The organism is Rhodococcus sp. 14-2496-1d, from assembly GCF_002259365.1.
Lineage (GTDB): Bacteria > Actinomycetota > Actinomycetes > Mycobacteriales > Mycobacteriaceae > Rhodococcoides.
This window is the reverse complement of sequence record NZ_NPFV01000011.1, coordinates 17,270-35,550: the sequence shown is the minus strand read 5'-3', so window position 1 is coordinate 35,550 and position 18,281 is coordinate 17,270. Positions and strand designations below refer to the sequence as shown.

The following is an 18,281-nucleotide window of genomic DNA, read 5'->3' as shown; positions in this document are numbered from 1 at the left end:
CACCCCGTTCGCGTCAATGGACCCTTGCACTCTTCAGACGTATGCAGTGGTTCATTCACGCGCGGCAGGGGGGGCGGGCGGGGCAGGGGGTCGGCTAGATCAGCACCGCACCGTTCGATGCCGATCCGACCAGCTTGGAGTACTTGGCCAGTACTCCTCGGGTGTAGCGGGGCGGCAATGGTGCCCAGCCCTGCGCGCGGGCGTCCAATTCGGCTGCGTCGACGAGCAGGTCGAGGGTGCCCTTGCCCACGTCGAGTCGGATCTGGTCGCCGTCGCGGACGAAGGCGATGGGCCCGCCGTCGACTGCCTCGGGTGCCACGTGTCCGACGCACAGGCCCGTGGTGCCGCCCGAGAATCGGCCGTCGGTGAGCAACAGGACGTCCTTGCCGAGTCCGGCACCCTTGATGGCTCCGGTGATCGCGAGCATCTCGCGCATCCCCGGCCCACCCTTGGGTCCCTCGTAGCGGATGACCACGACGTCGCCGGCCGCGATGGTGCCGTCTTCGAGGGCGTCCATGGCCGCGCGCTCACGCTCGAAAACTCGTGCGGTGCCCACGAGGACGTCGGAGTCGAAGCCCGCGGACTTGACCACGGCCCCGCCGGGGGCGAGCGAGCCCTCGAGGATGGTGATGCCGCCCGTCGGGTGGATCGGCTTGTCGAGCGCGCGCAGTACTTTGCCGTCGGGGTCCGGGGGTGCGATGTGAGCGAGGTTCTGCGCCACGGTCTTTCCGGTGACCGTCATGCAGTCGCCGTGCATCAGGCCGGCGTCGAGCAGAGCCTTCATGACCACGGGAACTCCGCCGATCGCGTCGACGTCGGTCATGACGTGCTTGCCGAAGGGCTTGACGTCGGCCAGGTGCGGCACCTTTGCGCCGACTCGGGTGAAGTCGGCGAGGGTCAGGTCCACCTGGGCTTCGTGCGCGATGGCGAGCAGGTGCAGCACCGCGTTGGTCGAGCCGCCGAATGCCATGACGACGGCGATGGCGTTCTCGAAGGCTTCCTTGGTGAGGATGTCGCTGGTGCGGATGCCGCGTCGCAGCAGATCGACGACGGCCTCGCCGCTGGCGTGTGCGAATCCGTCGCGTCGGCGATCGGGAGCGGGGGGAGATGCGCTGCCGGGCAACGACATTCCCATCGCTTCGGCTGCGCTGGCCATCGTGTTGGCAGTGTACATTCCGCCGCAGGCACCTTCTCCGGGGCAGATGGCGCGTTCGATGGTGTCGACGTCGGCGCGCGACATCAATCCGCGTGAACAGGCACCGACGGCCTCGAAGGCGTCGATGATCGTCACCTGGTGCTCGCTGCCGTCGGACAGGGTCGCGAAACCGGGCAATGTGGAGCCGGCGTAGAGGAATACGCTCGCCAGATCCAGACGTGCTGCGGCCATGAGCATTCCGGGCAGCGACTTGTCGCAACCGGCGAGCAGAACGGAACCGTCGAGACGTTCTGCGCTGATGACGGTTTCGACGCTGTCGGCGATCACCTCACGTGAGACCAACGAGAAGTGCATGCCCTCGTGACCCATCGAGATGCCGTCGGACACCGAAATGGTGCCGAATTCCAGCGGGTAGCCGCCTGCGGCGTGGACGCCCTTCTTGACGGCCTTCGCCAGACGTTCGAGCGAGAGGTTGCACGGGGTGATCTCGTTCCACGAGGACGCGACACCGATCTGGGACTTGCCCCAGTCTTCGTCGCCCATTCCGACGGCGCGGAGCATGCCGCGGGCGGCGGTCTTCTCCAGTCCATCGGTGACGTCGCGGCTGCGCGGCTTGACGTCGATGCCTTCGTGGGGATTCTGCGGGGTCGTCATGACACTCCTGAGCGGTCGGCGAAAAATAATTCCTCGGTCGCGTCCCGGAGGTTCCGCTCCTGAGGTCGCATTCACCGTCAACCCTAAACCCGCGGGTTCGGCGCATCACGAACAGTGGTGGCCGAGGTGAGTCCTCGGCGGGATTTCTTCACCGCAAGTCCCCTCCACACAGTGACCAACGGCCCTGTCGTGCACTGCCAACGCGGGTCGACAGTGGTGGGCAGCCATCACCGTGCGGTGGGAGGTCGAGGAGAGACGATGAACGATCAGCCGGATTCTGCCGTGGTGGAGATGTTGGTGGAGCTTGCGTGCCGCGCTCCGTCGGTGCACAACAGTCAACCGTGGAGGTGGGTGTACTCCGAACACGGACTCGACCTGTTCACCGATCGGTCCCGACTGCTCGGGGCGATAGACCCGACCGAGCGGCAGATGGTGCTCAGCTGTGGGGCAGCGCTCGACCATCTGTGCACTGCAGCCGCTGCCTTTCGGTGGACGGCCGACGTCGAACCGATGCCGACGGCCGGTGCGCCGGACCATCTCGCTCGTATTCGATTGACCCACGACGCGCACCCTCGATCGCACGAGTTCGACCTGTTGGCTGCGATCAATCGCCGCCACTCGGATCGCCGGGCGTTCGGTCCGGTGCCGGACAACCGAATTCCCGCGCGCTACGTCGGTCGCGGCGACGGAACCGACGACATCCGAACGACGTTCCTGTCCGCCGAGGCCAAGGAGACGCTGGCCACGGCGTCGAGGCTGAGCGCTAGCGTACGAAAGTACGACGCGACGTATCAGGCCGAGATCCGGTGGTGGGCCGGGCACTCGTTCCGATCGGGAGGAATTCCGCCGGAGGCTCTCACCGATCGTGCGGAGTCCTCCAGGGTGCAGGTGGGCCGAGCCTTTCCCGAACCACGCCGAGTCGGCAGAACGGAAACACGAGAGCCGGCGGCGGACGAGTCGACGGTGGTGATTCTCGGTACCGCGTCCGATGAACGCCTCGACTGGTTGCAGTGCGGGCGGGCCATGTCCGCCTTCCTGCTGGCCGCAACCGCCGATGGTCTTGCGACCTGTCCTCTCACACATATGACCGAGCAGTCGGGCAGTCGACGCCTGGTCAAGTCCTTGGCCGCCGGACAGGGTGCGCCGCAGGTGCTGATTCGGATCGGTGCACCGGCGGTCGGCTCGCCTCTCGCCCCGACCCCGCGACGAGCGGTGTCGTCGGTGCTGTCGGTAGCTGCCCGCAGTACGGCAGGGGGCTCGCGCCGAACCACGTCCCTGTGACCGGGTATCACGCGTCGGACCGGTGACCAAAGGCTCTGTGGCGCGGCCGCTGTCGAGCTGTCCAATAGCAAGCGAGCATCCGAGAACGGATGACCGTCGACGGGCCCGGCCGTGTGGTCCGTCCGGACCGAGGACAGGAGATGGCCATGGTTCTGGAACACCATCAGAAAATCGTCGTGGGCGTGGATGGTTCGCCGAGCAGCATCTGCGCTGCACACTGGGCGGCATCCCTCGCCGAGCGGTTGAAGGCACCGCTGCACATCGCCGGGGCGGTGCAGCATCCCGCGTTCTACCTGGGCGAGTCCGCATCGGTCGTTCCCCTCGACATCTGGGACGAACAGCGTCGGGCGGCAGAACGCATCGTCACCGACGTTGCTGCCGCAGTGCTGGCCCGGCATCCACACAGCGCCGTGACCACCTCCGTGGAGGAAATGCCGGCGTGCTCGATGATGGTCGAACTCTCTCGCACCGCGCGCATGCTCGTCGTCGGCAATTCCGGTTCCGGGCCGATCGTGTCGGCGCTGTTCGGGAGCACAGCACAGCGGACATCGACCACGGCGTGGTGCCCGGTGATCGTGTGGCGCGAGGGAATCGACGCCGTCGACGCACCGATCCTCGTCGGCATCGACGGCAGTGCGACGAGTGAAGCCGCGGTCGAGCAGGCATTCGATCTGGCCTCGCGGTTCGACGTGCCGATGATTGCGGCACATGCCTGGAGCTCGTTGTCCCAGGGTGCCGCCTTGTCTCTGCCAGGATCGCCCGACGACATCGAGATCGAGCGCGAACAGCAGCTGTTGCTGTCCGAGTGCCTCGCCGGGTGGAGCGAGAAGTATCCGGATGTCACCGTGGAACATGTCGTACAGCAGGGCAATCCGGCACACCTGCTGATAGAGCAGTCCAAGCGGGCCGGAATCGTGGTGGTCGGCAGCCACGGGCGAGGAATCGTCGCCAGTGCCCTGTTCGGATCGACCAGCAGCAACCTCACCCGGCATGCACACTGCCCGGTGATGATCTGCAGGGACCGATGACCAACCGTACGGTGCCGAATCGACTGCGCCGCAAGGAAGAACGCCGGCGCATTCTCGACGCGAGCACCGCGGACCGGCTCGCACGCAGCGCGACGCGGGCTCGGTTGATCGGCCACGATCACTTCGGCCCCACCGTCGACGTCGTGCCCTGCATCTGGATCGGGAGTCGGGTGTACTTCTACGCCGAGGGGCGGTCGCAGTTGGGTCGTAGCATGCTCGACTCGTCGGTCGTGCTGGAGTTCGACGCCGAGAATCCGGATCGCGCAACAGTCTCCACCGTCGTTGTGCACGGAATCGCGCGTCCCGTCCTGGATGTGCGAAGAGATGTCCTCGAACAGGCTCTGCCGCGGCCGCATTCGGAGGAACCGCCGATGCACCGCCTGGTCGGAGTGGTTCCTACGTCGGTCTCGGGCGTCGAACTGACATGCCCCGGCCGCACCACCCATCCGACACCGAACCATGCACCGCGGAGGACCACGACGATGAACGACGACGAGGCAGCAGAGATGTCGGGGGCGGTGGTGCTGGGGTCCGAGTCCATCACGGTCGACATCCCGACGGACACGGGACCGAGAGTCTTTCCGGTGACCACGGCCGCGATCGGGGGCGCGGTCCATGCGGTGATGATCGCGGAGTACGGACCGATCGGTGGAGTCTCACCGGACGGGCATGTTCTCGCAACGGCCGTGCTCGACCGATGGCCGAATGCACGAGTGTTCGAGCGGCGCAGTACCGGTGACCGCGGTGCCGACCCGCGTGGCTACGAGTGCTTCTACGTCGAACTGGACTCGAGCGGCCGCCGATCCGATGCCGATCTCGAAGCGGTGTCCGCCCTCTTCCGCTGAGCGAACTTCGACCCCGAGAACTCCAGTTCGTGACCTTGTGCCCTGTTGCCCCCTCGTCCGCGGCGAAACACTCGAAGGACACACGATTCGGGAGAGTGGGTGGTTGCGGTGTTCGGCTACGACTTCGCTCGCTGGTGGCGCCTGGCACCGTGGAGCACCAATCCTCTGATGCGGGGCCGTGATCGGACTGCGGCTCTCGCTTTCGCGTGCGCGATGGCGGTGATTCTGGGACTCGTCCCCTTCGCCGCGCTGCTCGGATCGCTCACCTACGCCGATCTCGATGCCGCGGCGGCCCGAACGAGCGCCACCACCCAGCAGATCGATGCCCTGGTGACGAGTGAACCCACGCTGCGATCGGAAGACGGTGCCGTCTTCGACCACACCGAGTACTACGTGACCGTCGCCTGGGAATGGCCACCGGGACAGCGGCACAGCGACGAGGTTCGCCTTCCGGACGAAGCCGAACAGGGTGCCACAGTGTCGGTGCGAGTCGATACCGAGGGCAGGTGGGTTGCGGAGCCGTCGTCCGCGACGTCGAATGTCCTGTTGGGAATTGTTGCAGCCGTTGGCTTCTGGGTGGCATGCACGGTCGTTGTCCTCACCTGTCTTCAGGCGACGCGGTACTTCGACCGGCGCGCCAGAATGCGCCAGTGGGACCGCGACTGGCTGAAGTTCGAGACCGAACGTGGTCGAACCAAGGGGGATTCGGCATGAGGGACCTCGGCCACTTCGATGATGGACCGAGTGCTCTGACTGTGGGCGCGGTTGCAGATCTACGTTCGATTCGATTCGACTGCAAAGACAGTCGACCACGAGACGAGGAAGAATCATGAGCAATTCCACCGACCGCATGCTTCCCATCCTGGTGGGCATCGACGGCTCCAGTGAGGCCGATTCCGCGGCGCAGTGGGCGGCGACCTATGCGGCGAAGGTGCGCGCACCCCTGCGTTTGGTTCATGCAGTCCCCGAGGGGGATTGGTACGGATCGGCGGCATTCGTCGACGGCGGTGCGCTGGAGAGGGACCTGCGCACGATCGGACGCAAACATCTCGCCCGCGCTGCGGCCGCGATCCACGAGGCCGCACCCGAGGTGTCCGTCGATTCCGTCACCGCCGATGGAACCATCGCCTCGTACGTCTCGGATGCAGGCGCGGAACTGGTCGTGCTGGGATCGAGAAAGTCGAGCGCACTGAGGGACCTCACTCTCGGCAGCAACACGCTTCGAGCCGTGACGCATGCGCAGTGCCCGGTGCTGCTCGTGCGCAACGCCGTCGACAGCGTCGACCCCGCTCGTCCGATCGTGGTGGGGGTCGACGGAAGTGAGCAGTCGGATCGGGCGCTCGGTGCCGCGCTCGAGATCGCCCACACCCTCGGAATGCCGGTCGTCGCGGTGAACTATTGGGGATTCGCGGCTCAGGCAGGTCTCGGAACCGGATTCGAGGACGTCGATTGGGCGAATATTCGCGCACACGAGAAGCATTGGCTCGAAACGCATGTGGAGACCATGCACGAGAAGTATCCGGATGTTGCGCTGAGCACTGTGAGCGCGCAGTCGAGTCCGACGCGTGGTTTGCGGGCGATGTCCGCGTCGGCGTCGATGCTCGTGGTGGGCTGCCGAGGCCGGGGTGCTGTCCTCGGAACGATTCTGGGATCGGTCAGTCAGAATCTCGTCCACCACGTCGATTGCTCGGTGCTGATCGTGCGATGACCCAGCGCGATGAGTCACGCGGTCCGACGCGAGGCAGGTGGTGGTGAGCCGATGTCGCAGTGCGGTGGGCAGTTCGACGCCTCGTCGCCGGTGCCGCGGATGAGTACCGCCGCGATGACCGCACCGATCACCAGCAGTCCGGCGCATATCAGCATTGCGGTGTGAAAGCCGTCCGAGAACGTCTCCGGGGCAGAGTAATCAGACCCTGCGATACCGGCGAGCGCAGGCAGTGCGGCCACGGCGAGCAGTTGACTGGTGCGGGCCACGGCATTGTTGACTCCCGACGCGATTCCGGCGCGATCGGTGGACACCGCGCCCAGAACCGCTCCGGTCAGTGGGGCCACCAGAGCGGACAATCCGAGTCCGAAGACGACAACCGCGGGCAGAATGTCTGTGGCATAGGTGGATCCGGGCCCGACCCGCAACATCAACAGCAACCCCAGCGCTGCCAGCAGTGGTCCCACGGTCATCGGAATACGCGGACCTATGCATCCGGCGATGCGCCCCGCGCGGGCGGACAGCACCAGCATGAGAGCGGTGATCGGTAGCGTGGCCACTCCGGCCGCTATGGGCGAGTAGCCCACGGCGAACTGCAGTTGCAGCACCAGAAGGAAGAACACTCCGCCCAGGGCCGCGTAGACGGCGAACGTCACGAGATTGGCCGCCAGAAACACTCGCGATGCGAACAGCGACGGCGGGACCAGTGGATCGTGTGAGCGTCGCTCGATCACGACGAACACAGCGACGGCCGCGACGCCGAGAAGCACTGCCGGAACCTGTGATTCGATCAGCCCGTAGGTCAGCAGCCCCAATGCTGCCGCCACCGCCACCGCGCCCGGTACGTCGAGCCGACCGGCCGCATGCGGATCCCGGCTCTCCGGAACGTGTTTCGCCGCCACCCACACAACGACGACGGCGAGCGGAATATTGATCAGGAACACCGAACGCCACCCGACGGCGTCGACCAACCAGCCCCCGAGCAACGGACCGACCGCAGACGCGACGCCGCCCAATCCCGACCACAGACCGATCGCGGCTCCTCGATCGTCGGCCTTGATCGACGCCGATATCAGTGCGAGCGACCCCGGCGTCAGCAGGGCCGCACCGACACCCTGAAGCAGTCGCGCCGCGATCAGCACCTCGATACTGGGGGCGAGCCCGCACAGTACCGATGCGGCCGCGAACCAGACGGTGCCCCAGACGAACACCCGTCTGCGACCCAGCCGGTCGCCGAGGGAGCCCCCCAGCAGAATCAGCGACGCCAGTGCCAGGGTGTAGCCGCTCAGCGTCCACTGCAGACCCGTGACACCGGCACCGAGATCACGGCCGATGGCCGGCAGCGCAATGTTGACCACGGTGGCGTCGAGCATTGCCAGCGCCGACCCGAGGACCGTTGCTGCGACGATCCAGCGCCCCCGAGCGCTCGAGACCGAGATCTCCGAGGAGGTCACAACCGTTCGACGCAGACGACGAAGTTACGTGAGTCCTTCTCGAATCCGTACAGCGCCGGGTCGGGGCAGTCGTCGACGGACGAGGTGCCCTGCAGGATGGTCACGACGCGGCGGGTGTCGGCACCGGGGGTGGCGCAGTCGATCCGCTGAGCGAATTCACCGACGAGGTCCATGCATCCGCCGACCTGCCAGTCGATGTCGAGGCACAGAGCTCCCTGTTCGATGTCGAAGTAGGTCTCGTAGTAGTACTGATCGGCGTCCTCGGGGCATTCGGCCGAGGTGGGCGTCTTGGCGAAGACGACGTAGTTGGACTCCGCAGACCCGCAGGTCGCGTTGGCGATGGCCGCCTCGTCGACGGTGCCGCCCAGGTTGACGCACTCGCCGATCTCCACGTCGATGTCGACACTGCCGCCGTCGTCGATGTCGGTGGTCGGTGGTGTGGTGGGAGGGTTGGTGGTCGCGGTGGCGGGAATGGTGGCACCGGAGATCGCGACGGCGGTGCCGGACACCTCCGAGGCGCACCCGCCGAGTATCAGGGCCGCGCACGACGACAGCGCGAGAACGAGAGCGCGGACCGAACGGTTGGATGACGCCATGGTGAGTCCTGCCCTCGTAGGTTCGAGCGTGCCGTGTCCATCGACCGTGCTCGTGTAGAAAATATCCGACTCGCTTGTCGGCTGCATGAGGCAGGATGAACTGCGTGGATCTTCCTCTTGCCGTGCCGGTTGCACCGATGCTCGCCAAAGCCGCGAAAGTGGTGCCCGCCCAGCCCGAGGACGGGCCTGCGGTGTGGTCGTACGAGCCGAAATGGGACGGGTTTCGCGCCATCGTCTTCCGTGACGGAGACGAGGTGGTGCTCGGGTCACGCGGCGGCAAGGACCTGGCCCGCTACTTCCCGGAGTTGGTGGCGGCGATCAAGGCCGAGCTACCCGAGAAGATCGTCGTCGACGGCGAGATCGTCGTACCGCGCGAGAAGAACGGTTCCACGCGCCTCGACTGGGAGTCGCTGTCCGAACGGATTCATCCCGCAGCGAGTCGGGTGACGATGCTCGCGGAGAAGACTCCGGCGCAGTTCATCGGCTTCGATCTGTTGGCCGTCGGCGACGAGGATCTGACGGCCGAGCCGTTCTCGACCCGCCGCGCGAGATTGCTCGACGCGGTGGGAACGGGCGGCCCGAGTTGTTTCGTCACCTCCGCCACCGATGATGCGGCCGTGGCCGAGGACTGGTTCGAGCGTTTCGAAGGTGCCGGGCTCGACGGTGTGGTGGCCAAGAAACTCGACGGGATCTATCTGCCGAACAAGCGCGAGATGATCAAGATCAAGCATGCGCGTACCGCGGACTGCGTGTTGATCGGCTATCGAATCCACAAGTCCGGCAACGGTATCGGATCCTTGCTGCTCGGTCTCTACGATGGCGACGATCTGCGGATGATCGGCGGTGCGTCGGCGTTCACCGACAAGCGCCGGTTGGAACTGCTCGAAGAACTCGAACCGCTCCGACTCGGTGACGACGTCACGTACGACGGTGAGGCGACCCGCTGGAATTCGTCCAACGACCGCAACTGGATTCCGGTGCGCATCGAGCGGGTCATCGAGGTGGCCTACGACCAGATGGAAGGGGCGCGGCTGCGGCACGTGGCCAGGTTCCTACGCTGGCGGCCCGATCGTGATCCACGCTCGTGTGCCTACGACCAGCTCGAGGTTCCGGTGCGCTACGACGTTGCCGACGTGATTGCCGGGGGACGATAGACATGGCCGCGAAAACGCCTCCCGCGTTCGTGCAGGTCGGCGAGCGCGAAGTACGAGTGTCGAGCCCCGATCGCGTGATCTACGAGGCGACCGAACGTACTCCGGAGATCACCAAACTGCAGGTGTGCGAGTACTTCGCGGCCGTCGGGGAGCCGCTGATGCGGGTGATCGGAGATCGCCCCACCGCGATGGAACGGTGGCCCGACGGCTATCGCGAGGGCATGCGGTTGGCGCTCGGCCCCCAGGACAAGGACGGCGACGGCTTCTACCAGAAGCGGTTGCCCAAGGGCGCTCCCGAGTGGATAGAGACGGTGAAGATCGCGTTCCCCAGCAAGCGCACCGCCGAGGAACTGTGTCCGTCCGAACCCGCGTCGCTGGTGTGGGCGGCGCAGATGGGTACGTTGACGTTTCATCCGTGGCCGGTCCGTCGACCGGACGTCGACCATCCCGACGAGTTGCGTCTCGATCTCGATCCGCAACCGGGTACCACGTTCTCGGACGCGCTGCGAGTAGCCGATGTGACGCGAGAGCTGTTGGAGGAGTTGGGCTTACGGGGATATCCGAAGACGAGCGGGAATCGGGGTATCCACATCTACGTTCGCATCGAGCCGCAGTACACCTTCGAGCAGGTGCGTCATGCGGCCATCGGTCTGGGTCGAGAACTCGAACGACGCGACGACGGGGTGACCACCAACTGGTGGAAAGAGGAACGCGGAGAACGCATCTTCATCGACTACAACCAGAACAACCGCGACCGAACCATTGCCAGCGCCTGGAGTCTGCGGGCTCGACCGGGCGCGACGGTGAGCACTCCGATGACGTGGTCACAGTTGGCCGACGTCACCGATCCACGTGAATACAACCTCGTGACGGTGCCGGAGCTTGTTCGGGACGGCGACCCGTGGGCCGATATGGACGAGCAGGCCTACTCCCTCGAACCTCTTCTGCACCTGTGGGAAACCCTGCCCGGCGGAGAGCTGAACTTTCCGCCCGACTACCCCAAGATGCCCGGAGAACCGCCGAGAGTGCAGCCCTCGAAAAAGGTTGCCGAGCACTGGGATGCGGAGGGGAATCGCACGGACAGCTGACGGAGCTGCCAGAGCCGGGCAAGGTTACACGCTACGAAGTCGAATCGACGGGATTCAGTCGCCTCGAACGCGTTCCGTGCAACCCTGCCCACGATCACATGGATTCGAGCTCCCGGATCAATGTCGCCGCATCGTACGGTCCGATGTGTCGGGTGAGGTTCTTGTCGCCGCGTCCCAGGTAGAACGTCGGGGTGCCGTCGACGTCCGAGGAGGTGGCGTCGAGTTCGTCGTCCTCGACGCGTACCACGTAGTCGCCGGTGCGGATGTCGTCCTCGAATCTGTCCATGTCCAGGCCGAGTTCACGTGCGTAGCCGTCGATGTCGTCGGGCTCGAGGGCATCGCTGTTACGGAACAACACGTCGGCCATCTCCCAGAACTTGCCCTGCGCGGCTGCGGCCTCGCTGGCGTATGCCGCGTAGCGAGCGTGTGGGTGATAGTCGTCGAGCGGCAGGTGCCGGTAGACGTACCGAAGGTCGTCGCCGAAGTGCTTGCGTACCTCGGCGACACTGCCGGTTGCCTTGCTGCAGAACGGGCATTCGAAATCCGCGTACTCCACGATGGTCAGTGGTGCGTCCACCGGGCCGCGGATGTGATCGCGCTTGGCGTCGACCGGACGCAGAATGCGCAGGGATGCTTCGGCTTTCGGAGGATGGATCTTCTCGTCGATCCGGAAGAGGACCCAGCCGAGCAGTGCGGCGATCACCGAGGCCACCAACACGCCGACCCGTGCTTCGTCGGCCAGCAACGGGTCGTCGAGCGCGAGATCGATGATGAACAACGAGATCGTGAATCCGATTCCGGACATCGCGGCACCGCCTGCGATGTGGGAGAGCGTCAGTCCTGGAGCCAGGGAGGACGGTCTCAACTTCGCGAAAACAGCGGACGCAGCGGTGATTCCGACGAGCTTGCCGAGAACGAGACCGGCGATGATGCCCCAGGTGAGCGTCGAGGTCGACGCGGCTTTCAGAGTGTCCGAGCTCAGCACGACTCCGGCGTTGGCGAGCGCGAAGATCGGCACGATGATGAAGGCCGTGTACGGCTGGTAGAGCCGCATGAGACGTTCGTTGACCGACACCGCGCGATCGAGTCCGAGACGGGCGGCTCGGGCGTATTCGGGATTGGGCGACTGCCGGAACGCGCGTGCCAGATCCGCCGCGCGTTCCACCTCGGTGCGGCGCGGCGGATAGACCGGAAGAATCAACGCGATCATCACTCCCGCGAGGGTGGGGTGAACTCCGGACTCGTACATCGCAACCCAGGTGAACAGTGCAACGACGAAGTATCCGACGCCGCGCCACACCTCGAGCCGACGCAGTAGGAAGATCAGCGCCAGACCGACGAACGCCAGCACCAACGGCACCACGTCGAGGTTGTCGGTGTAGAAGAAGGCGATGATCGCCAGCGCGCCCACATCGTCCGCGACAGCGAGCGTGAGCAGGAAGATGCGCAACCGAGCGGCCTTCTTCGGGCCGAGGACGGCGAGTGCCCCGAGGAGGAACGCGGTGTCGGTCGAGATCACGACGCCCCATGCCTGGGCGGCGGGCCCGGACGGATTGAAGGCGAGAAACAGCAACGCCGGCGCGGCCAGACCGGCAACCGCCGCGACGATCGGGATGGCGGCACGAGATCGGTCGGTGAGCTCACCCATCGCGAACTCACGCTTGACCTCGAGCCCGACGACGAAGAAGAACAACGCCATGAGCCCGTCGTTGACCCAGTGGGCGAGGTCGAGGGAGATGCCGTGCTCGCCGACGGTGACGGAGAGTTCGGTGTGCCAGAACGACTGGTAGGTCTCGCCGAAGGGTGAGTTGGCCCAGATCAGCGCGATCAGTGTCGCTGCGAGCAGGAAGCCCGCCGCCAGGGTTTCGCTGTTCTTCTCGCCGCGGGCCCGCGAGATCCGTTCGGCGAAACGTGCCATGGGCCGATTCGTCGGCGTGATCTGATCTGCCATCTGCGGCCCGCATCCTCTCGAAGAGTGTTGTGAAGCAGTCTGTACCAACGTGTGGGTCGACGGTTTGCTTCCTTGCAGGTGACAGCCCGCAGAGTAACGTTATTGCGCTGTCGACCTCGCCGCACGGCGAGGGAGATGTGCACAACATATTCGATGAACGGCATTAGTCCGTCCAGAAACGGGAATACGAGCCCGACTCACCCCTGCCACGAAGGAACATCCATGCGTGATTTCATCTGCCGCAAATGCGGACAGAAGCTGTCGTTCGAGAACTCACTGTGTCTGAGCTGCTCGAGCGCGCTCGGCTTCCATCTGCCGAGCAGAGCTCTGCTGGTGCTCCCCGACAAGGCCGTCGACGGTGTCGCCGAGGCCGAGGTGGACGGCACCACGTGGAAGATGTGCGCCAACCTCAACACGGCGCGCTGCAACTGGCTCGTCGACACCGACGACAGCGACGATCTCTGCGTGTCGTGCCGGCTCACGCGTACTCGCCCCGCCGACGACGACGTCGACGCGATGGCCGCCTACGCGGACGCCGAGACCAACAAGCGTCGAGTCGTACTCGAATTGACCGAATTGGGCCTGCCCATCGTCGGCCGGGACGAGGACGACACGACGGGACTGACGTTCGATCTGCTCTCGAGCGCGAACCAGCAGGTGATGACCGGACACGACAACGGTCTGATCACCCTCGACCTCGCCGAGGGCGACGACGTGCACCGCGAACAGTTGCGTGTGGCGATGTCCGAGCCGTATCGCACCCTGGTCGGACACTTCCGTCACGAGATCGGCCATTACTACCAGATGGTGCTGGTCGGCAACGGTGAGCATCGTGCGGCGTTCGAGGAGCTCTTCGGCGATCCGGATTCCGACTACCAGGCCGCACTCGATCGCCACTACAGCGAGGGTGCGCCGGCCAACTGGGAGGACGATTACGTCTCCTCCTACGCCACCATGCACCCCGCCGAGGACTGGGCCGAAACGTTCGCGCACTATCTCCACATCCGCGACACGCTCGACACGGCTGCAGCCTTCGGTATGGCCCCGGCCGGTTCGACGCTGGAGAGCCCGCTGCCGGGTGACGTCGGTTTCGATCAGATCATCGAGTGGTGGCTGCCGTTGTCGTGGGCACTGAACCAGATCAACCGGTCGATGGGCCACCAGGACCTCTACCCGTTCGTGCTGCCTGCGACCGTCGTGAAGAAGATCGGATTCGTCCACTCGCTGATCGCCCCCAGCACACTCTGATGCCCGGCTAACGGTCCTCGCAGTTTTGCAGCCGGGGCGTATCCTGTGGTGTCGGCACTTCGCCGATACCGGGACGCGCCCCGGCGCAGCAGGACGAGGTGACCGCCATCAGCGAGCAGACACTGGACTCGACCGCCCATCCGCGCGTCACGGACTTCGAGCTCAGCCGACGACTGGCCGAGGTCGCCGAGAGACTACGTCGCCAGCACTCCGATCCCGATCGGGTCCTGGCCACGATCACCGAGGCGGCGGTGGCCAACATCCCGTCCGCCGAATTCGCGTCCATCACGACGGTGTTGCAGGGCAAGTTCGTGCACAGTGCGGCCCTCGTCGGCGATGTGGCGGGCCACTGCGACAAGATTCAGGAGCAGCTGGGCGAAGGTCCCTGCCTCGAATCGGCGATCGAACAGACCACCATCAGGATCGACGACATGGACAGCGATTCTCGCTGGCCACAGTTCACCGTCGCCGCCTCGGCGCTGGGTGTCAAGAGCATGATCTGCTTCCAGCTCTACGTCGAGGGCTTCAACTTCGGCGCGTTGAACCTCCACTCCACCCGAACGAACGCCTTCTCGGCCGAGGCCGAATCGATCGGTTCGCTGTTCGCTGCGCACGCGGCCATCGCGTTCTCCACCGCGCGTGAAGAACAGCAGATCCGGGCGGCATTGACGAGCCGAGACCTGATCGGGCAGGCCAAGGGCATGCTGATGGAGCGCTACAACCTGAACTCGCAGGCAGCTTTCGCTTTGTTGGCCAAGCTCTCGCAGGACACCAACGTCAAGCTTGCCGACCTCGCCGCGCAGCTGGTCGCCGACGCGGCCGAATCGTCCGACTGAGTCGATTCACCGCACGTCGAGGCCGTCGGTGCTCGCGACCGACACGGCCGGGCCGTCCGAGGCGACGAAGACCTCGATCCGGACGTCCTCGTCCAGATAGCGACTCAGTAGTGCCAATCCCGGTGTGGCGGAGATGATCTCGTGAACGCGGTCACCCGAGATCGGGTAGTCGTCCACGTCGTGACGCCAGTGTGCGGCCACCAGGGTGCCCTCGGCTTCGAGGTGCTCGACGACGCGCGTCATCGCCGACGACAGGTCGTCGGCATCGAGGTAGTACCCGACCTCGCTGATGACGACGAGATCGAACGTCGCCTCGGATGTGGGCAGGGTCGACCAGTCGTCGGACAGCGACCACAGCGCGAATTCGACTGCAGCAGTGTCACCTACGCGCCTCCGTGCTGAATCGAGGGCGCTGTGCACCACATCGGTCGAGACCACGTGATCGCACCGGATCGCCAACTGCTCGGTGAGCACCCCGATGGAGCAGCCGGGTTCGAGCGCGCGCCGATACTGCGGTTTCGGCAGCGAGGCCATGGTCAGCGCGTATTTGCGACGCTCGTACCACTTGCTGTCGAGCATGAACGGATCGTCCTTGTCCGCATAGACGGTGCGGAAGTACTCGGCACCGAGGCTTGTCCGAGAACCCTCGCTCACGCGAACACCACCTCGAACGGTCGCCGGTACCGAGCCAATATGTGCGGCGGCAACACCGCTCGGTCCGCAGGGTGATCGGACAATGGGCGGATCTGCGAATCGAACTGCTCGATCGACGCTCGTTTGGCGTCCAGGGTGTGCGGCGGCAGGTCGATGCGGCGTCCACGTGTCCACGGCACGGCAGGATGATTCGGAGTTGCCCAGTGCCACATCCAGATCGGGTACTCCACCACCGGTATCCCGACGGCGTTCGCCGCGGTGAGACAGGCCCGCGCGGTGGCTTCGTGGTCGGGATGGCCGTCCCCGCGCCATGGCGTCAGACACCAGGTGCCGGGGGTGGCGTCGAGCAGCGGCATCAGCGCATCGGCCACCGCGCTCTCGTGGTTCTCGACGTCACCGTCCGCGATCTGCAGACGGATCGGGGAGTGGTCGATCCCCAATTCGGCCAACGCGCGCTCGGACTCGGCGGGGCGACGCGCACGCAGATCCTCTGCCGTGACGGTGGGGGAACCGGGATGGGAGCCGTCGCCGTCGGTCACGGCGACCACCCGAACATCGACGCCCGATGCCGCAGCCAGAGAGAGCAGGCCGCCGACGCCGAGCACCTCGTCGTCCGGGTGCGGGGCGACGACGACCATGGTGAGGACGTCCTTCCACTGCAGGCCGGGAATGGACCAGTCGGCCGACATCCAGTCCGATTCGGCTGTGCCGACATCGGTTTCGGCATCGAATGCGTTCTCTACCAAGGGTTGTCCTCCTCTGCGATGTCGTGCCCGAGGGCTTCCAGGTCGCGCTCGGCGTGACTCTGCCGCAGGTAGACGGTGAGATCTGCGACGCGTCGGGCGTGCTGGGAATCGCTGCACAGCGGGCCTGCACCGAGAGCGCGCCCGACGCGGTCGATGCACTGAGTTGCCGCATCCTCGACCACAGCCCGCACGATGCGGGCCCGGGTTCGGGCGCGACCGGATCGGTCGAACGGATCGGCATCCACCTCCGCCGCGGCGGTGGTCAGTGCGCTCGACGCCGCTCCGAGTGCGGCCGCGATGGCACCGAGATGTGCAGTACGGTGCGGATCGGGTCGGTCGCGGACGGCAGCATGAAGCGTGTCCGCCACCGCGCATGCGCTCCCGAACCAGGCTGCCGACACCCCGATCGCCCCGTGCCAGAAGCCCGGTCGTGTGAGGTAGTCGGTCGGGCCGCCGACCGCAACGGCAGGGACACTGTCGAAGGCGACCGAGCCGGAATCGCTCTCGCTCATCCCCACTGCATGCCACGTGTTCGGTACCGGAGTAGCGCCCGGGTGCGTCAGGTCGACGGCGAACAGCCGAGGGCTGCCCTGCACGCGTGCAGTCACGAGCGCATGGGTACACAGTGACGCACCCGAGCACCACGGTTTCGTCCCGGTGAGAACCCAGCCCGAATCACCCGGCACCGCTTCGAGAATCGGAGCAGGCGGTTCCGCAGCCCACACTCCCCAGATCTGCCCACGCTGTGGCGTCGGGCCGTCGAGTTCGTGCAGGATCGCGATCGCGTCGGTATGCGCTTCGGACCACCGGCCCAACACCGTGTTGTGCCGACTCAGGGCGGCGAGCGATTGCCAGCGCAGATCGGTGTACCCCGAGCCGGGCAGCGCGAGGTCGAGACGACCGTCCGCCTCGAACGCCAAGAACGCGGCGCGCAGCCCGGTGTCGACGTCGGCTCGGTCGGTGGATTCGAGAAAACCGGTCTCGCTCATGCGGTGGCCTCCAGGGCACGTAGGAATCCGGCCATGCCGTCGGGCGCTCGGCCGCGCAGCCGACCCGACGTCGTGACCGGAATGTCGCACACCCGACGGCACTCGAAGCCGCCGAGCTCGAGGCGTCGGACCAGATCGTGGTCCTCGCCGGTGATCAGAGGTGCAAATCCGCCGATGGAGAGATACTCCGCCGCTCGGACGCCGAGGTTGGCACCGTGCACGTGTGGGTGGCCGAACTCGTTTCGATAGTGCGCGTCGTACGACGACCGCAACCCGAGGTTCTCCTCGATGTGACCCTCGAAATCGACTGCCACCGTTCCGGCCACTGCCCGAGCGCCCTCGGCGGCGTGTCGGAGATGGCCGAGCAGCCAGTCCTCACCCACCCGGGTGTCGGCATCGGTGGTGGCGAACCACGTCGATGCACTGTGTTCGGGGCCGTGCGTCGCGAATCCGGCAGCTCTGGCCGCGCCGACGTTGCGGTGTGCCACCTCGAGAGCCGACACGGACGGGTGACGTGCCGCGATGCGCGCAGAGTCGTCGGTGCACGCATCGAGCACGACGATCGTCGAGACGGACACCGAGGCCACATCGCGGACTCGGCGTTGTGCTCGTACCAGGGCGGTCAGGCAGGCGTCGAGCAGATCCTGCTCGTTGTGCGCGGGTACGACGACGACGATGTGGGTGACGGGGGTGCGGGGGAAAGCATCGGAGATCACGGTCCACCCTTTACGGACACCGGACGAAGAAGAGTCCGTTTCGGAAACCGCCGGTGTCTGGACGGGATGTGCTCCCATCGCACATACCCGTTCCCCGGCTGCCGACACATCCGCCGCAGCCTGGTGAGACGGCTCCGGGACCGGTTGCGAGAAGATACTCGTACCGGTGGTTTCTTTCGT

At 65.8% G+C, this 18,281-nt stretch carries 17 protein-coding genes; 9 read left to right on the top strand and 8 right to left on the bottom strand.

The genetic code is table 11. The features are described from left to right. Positions 1–94 precede the first annotated feature (94 nt). Positions 95–1,810, bottom strand: a complete 1,716-nt coding sequence (gene ilvD, locus CH296_RS08240; protein ID WP_094684477.1) for a dihydroxy-acid dehydratase — start codon at positions 1,808–1,810, stop codon at positions 95–97. 258 nt (positions 1,811–2,068) lie between these two features. Between ilvD and CH296_RS08235 the strand changes: the two genes are divergently transcribed. The 5 genes from CH296_RS08235 to CH296_RS08215 all read left to right on the top strand — a co-directional run bounded on the left by CH296_RS08235 (position 2,069) and on the right by CH296_RS08215 (position 6,672). After that, positions 2,069–3,091, top strand: a complete 1,023-nt coding sequence (locus CH296_RS08235) for a nitroreductase family protein (protein WP_094629236.1) — start codon at positions 2,069–2,071, stop codon at positions 3,089–3,091. Positions 3,092–3,231: 140 nt separating this feature from the next. After that, entirely contained in the window at positions 3,232–4,119 is an 888-nt protein-coding gene (locus tag CH296_RS08230) for a universal stress protein (protein ID WP_179277668.1), read from the top strand. Continuing rightward, on the top strand, positions 4,116–4,964 hold the full coding sequence (locus CH296_RS08225; protein WP_094684476.1) for a hypothetical protein: 849 nt from the start codon (positions 4,116–4,118) through the stop codon (positions 4,962–4,964). Before CH296_RS08230 ends, CH296_RS08225 begins: the two co-directional genes overlap by 4 nt. A 99-nt stretch (positions 4,965–5,063) precedes the next feature. After that, entirely contained in the window at positions 5,064–5,678 is a 615-nt protein-coding gene (locus tag CH296_RS08220; protein WP_094684475.1) for a hypothetical protein, read from the top strand. 115 nt (positions 5,679–5,793) lie between these two features. Then, positions 5,794–6,672, top strand: a complete 879-nt coding sequence (locus tag CH296_RS08215) for a universal stress protein (RefSeq protein WP_094684474.1) — start codon at positions 5,794–5,796, stop codon at positions 6,670–6,672. Between the two features lie 14 nt (positions 6,673–6,686). On the opposite strand, the gene CH296_RS08210 is transcribed toward CH296_RS08215, so the two are convergent. Together CH296_RS08210 and CH296_RS08205 are read right to left on the bottom strand one after the other, a co-directional pair. Further along, entirely contained in the window at positions 6,687–8,123 is a 1,437-nt protein-coding gene (locus CH296_RS08210) for an MFS transporter (RefSeq protein WP_094684473.1), read from the bottom strand. Next, entirely contained in the window at positions 8,120–8,719 is a 600-nt protein-coding gene (locus CH296_RS08205; RefSeq protein ID WP_094684472.1) for a hypothetical protein, read from the bottom strand. The genes CH296_RS08210 and CH296_RS08205 overlap by 4 nt, the downstream gene beginning before the upstream one ends. A gap of 104 nt (positions 8,720–8,823) precedes the next feature. On the opposite strand from CH296_RS08205, the gene CH296_RS08200 reads away from it, so the two are divergent. Together CH296_RS08200 and CH296_RS08195 are read left to right on the top strand one after the other, a co-directional pair. Beyond that, positions 8,824–9,873, top strand: coding sequence for an ATP-dependent DNA ligase (locus tag CH296_RS08200; RefSeq protein WP_094629237.1), 1,050 nt, complete (start codon positions 8,824–8,826; stop codon positions 9,871–9,873). 2 nt (positions 9,874–9,875) lie between these two features. Beyond that, the gene (locus tag CH296_RS08195; protein WP_094684471.1) at positions 9,876–10,961 is read left to right on the top strand and encodes a DNA polymerase domain-containing protein; all 1,086 of its coding nucleotides are present in this window, start codon (positions 9,876–9,878) and stop codon (positions 10,959–10,961) included. A 94-nt stretch (positions 10,962–11,055) separates the two neighbouring features. On the opposite strand, the gene nhaA is transcribed toward CH296_RS08195, so the two are convergent. Further along, entirely contained in the window at positions 11,056–12,912 is a 1,857-nt protein-coding gene (gene nhaA / locus CH296_RS08190; RefSeq protein WP_094684470.1) for a Na+/H+ antiporter NhaA, read from the bottom strand. Positions 12,913–13,134: 222 nt separating this feature from the next. Here nhaA and CH296_RS08185 point away from each other — a divergent pair, with 222 nt between their 5' ends. Then, complete coding sequence (locus tag CH296_RS08185; RefSeq protein ID WP_094684469.1) at positions 13,135–14,160, top strand: putative zinc-binding metallopeptidase; 1,026 nt, start codon at positions 13,135–13,137, stop codon at positions 14,158–14,160. A 98-nt stretch (positions 14,161–14,258) separates the two neighbouring features. Beyond that, the gene (locus tag CH296_RS08180) at positions 14,259–14,996 is read left to right on the top strand and encodes a GAF and ANTAR domain-containing protein (protein WP_094638027.1); all 738 of its coding nucleotides are present in this window, start codon (positions 14,259–14,261) and stop codon (positions 14,994–14,996) included. Positions 14,997–15,002: 6 nt separating this feature from the next. Here CH296_RS08180 and CH296_RS08175 read toward each other — a convergent pair whose 3' ends face one another. Genes CH296_RS08175 through CH296_RS08160 form a run of 4 tightly spaced genes read right to left on the bottom strand, consistent with a single transcriptional unit; the run spans position 15,003 to position 18,101 of the window. Then, positions 15,003–15,650, bottom strand: a complete 648-nt coding sequence (locus CH296_RS08175; protein ID WP_094684468.1) for an SAM-dependent methyltransferase — start codon at positions 15,648–15,650, stop codon at positions 15,003–15,005. Continuing rightward, on the bottom strand, positions 15,647–16,396 hold the full coding sequence (locus CH296_RS08170) for a PIG-L deacetylase family protein (RefSeq protein WP_032396746.1): 750 nt from the start codon (positions 16,394–16,396) through the stop codon (positions 15,647–15,649). Before CH296_RS08170 ends, CH296_RS08175 begins: the two co-directional genes overlap by 4 nt. Next, on the bottom strand, positions 16,390–17,385 hold the full coding sequence (locus CH296_RS08165; protein ID WP_094682047.1) for an acyl-CoA dehydrogenase family protein: 996 nt from the start codon (positions 17,383–17,385) through the stop codon (positions 16,390–16,392). Before CH296_RS08165 ends, CH296_RS08170 begins: the two co-directional genes overlap by 7 nt. Continuing rightward, the gene (locus CH296_RS08160) at positions 17,382–18,101 is read right to left on the bottom strand and encodes a glycosyltransferase family 2 protein (protein WP_032396744.1); all 720 of its coding nucleotides are present in this window, start codon (positions 18,099–18,101) and stop codon (positions 17,382–17,384) included. The genes CH296_RS08165 and CH296_RS08160 overlap by 4 nt, the downstream gene beginning before the upstream one ends. Positions 18,102–18,281: the final 180 nt, after the last annotated feature.